The following is a 1429-nucleotide window of genomic DNA, read 5'->3' as shown; positions in this document are numbered from 1 at the left end:
TGCCGTAATGCTTTTGAAGATGATGAGAAAGCAACACCCCATCCCAGAGGTTCTGGTCGTAGTCAAGGTCTCGGGGCAACCGAAGCAGATCATTTCGCAACTTCTCAAGATGCGAAGTTGGGAATTGGGACGGACGTCCGGGCCGTTCCCGATCTTGCAGGCCGGCCAGTCCATTGGTGAGCAGCCGCCGTACCCAATACTCGACGCTTCTTGGCGAGTCGCCGTAAATTTTGGCCGCTTCATAGCAGCTTTGTCCGCGCAGGACGTGAAGAACAACGTGCAGCCGATGATAATATCGTCCCTCCCTGGTTCGGAATATTTCGTCTTCAACACCAGCAATAAAAGTTTCCGGATCGGGAATACTAATCCGCTTCACTGGGAACCACCTCCTGGCTCCCAGTATAGCAGAATGCTCAACTATGCGCAAGTATTTATGACGTTACATATAGTTCTTTCGGCAGTGGTGATAGTCCGGGCGGGTACGGTAGGGGTGCTGACGGAGTTCGGCCGAACTACCGGTGTAGTGTTTGAGCCCGGCCTCCATTTCCGTATACCCCTCATCCAGAATGTGGTGATCTACAGCACCAGAAAGGTGATCTATGAGGCCAGCGCCCAGCCAGATCAAAGCCGGGCCAACTATACTGATTTCACCGTGGACACCACTTCCTCTGATGGCCAGCAGATCCAAATCAACTACACCCTTCGCTTCTACATCGACAAGTCCAAGGCGGTGTGGATCTATAACAACATTGGAAACATGGATGATGTGGCAGAAAAAGTGGTGAAGACCGAAACTCGCTCCCTGGTCCGCAACATACCCAAGGGATATACGGCAGCCCAGCTCTATGGCATCCACGTCTTTGAGGTACAGGAGCAGATTTCTCAGGAGCTGGATCCCCGTTTTGCTGCCAACGGAGTAGTAATGGACGAATTTCTGCTCCGTAAAATCGATTTTACGGCCGAGTATTTCGAGACCCTGGAGGAGAAACAGATAGCCGAAGAGCGGATTGAAATCGAGCGTAATAATCTGGAGCAGGAGAAAATCCGCAAAGAACAGACCATTGTCAAGGCCGAGGCTGAGGCCCAGGCTCTTCGGATCAAGGGACAGGCCCTGCGGGAGAATCCCCAGATTATCCAACTGGAGTTTGTGACCAGAATGGCTCCTAACATCAAATGGGGCATACTCCCCGAGACAGGAGTAATTCCTTTCCTGGACATCACTCAGCAGGCCCAGGAGACAGGCCAGCCTCTGGTTCCGGAGGAGAAGTGATCACAAAGTACTTCCTTGCCTGGTCGAGTAGGAACAGTCGAACAGTTAGCCGAAGCCAGCCGTGAGGAGATCAATGGAGGTAAAAGAGGAGGTTACGAAAAATCGGTAGTGTGAAAGATTTAGTAGTTCTGAAAAAGCCAGAGGGTGGCAGGACTGGAA

2 protein-coding genes are annotated in these 1429 nt (G+C 51.9%); one reads left to right on the top strand and one right to left on the bottom strand.

Annotated features, from left to right (window positions below; genetic code table 11):
• Positions 1-376: helix-turn-helix domain-containing protein (locus HW443_RS11250; RefSeq protein ID WP_176238227.1), on the bottom strand; the 376-nt coding region annotated here is incomplete at its 3' end.
• Positions 377-433: 57 nt separating this feature from the next.
• On the opposite strand from HW443_RS11250, the gene HW443_RS11245 reads away from it, so the two are divergent.
• Entirely contained in the window at positions 434-1270 is an 837-nt protein-coding gene (locus HW443_RS11245) for a prohibitin family protein (protein WP_176235977.1), read from the top strand.
• Positions 1271-1429: the final 159 nt, after the last annotated feature.

This window comes from Candidatus Hakubella thermalkaliphila (assembly GCF_013281975.1).
Lineage (GTDB): Bacteria > Actinomycetota > Humimicrobiia > Hakubellales > Hakubellaceae > Hakubella > Hakubella thermalkaliphila.
This window is presented reverse-complemented; position numbering and strand designations above follow the sequence as displayed.

Excerpts from the sequence above, each read along its gene's own strand:
- HW443_RS11245 (WP_176235977.1), top strand. The coding sequence starts at position 434 with ATGACGTTACATATAGTTCTTTCGGCAGTGGTGATAGTCCGGGCGGGT.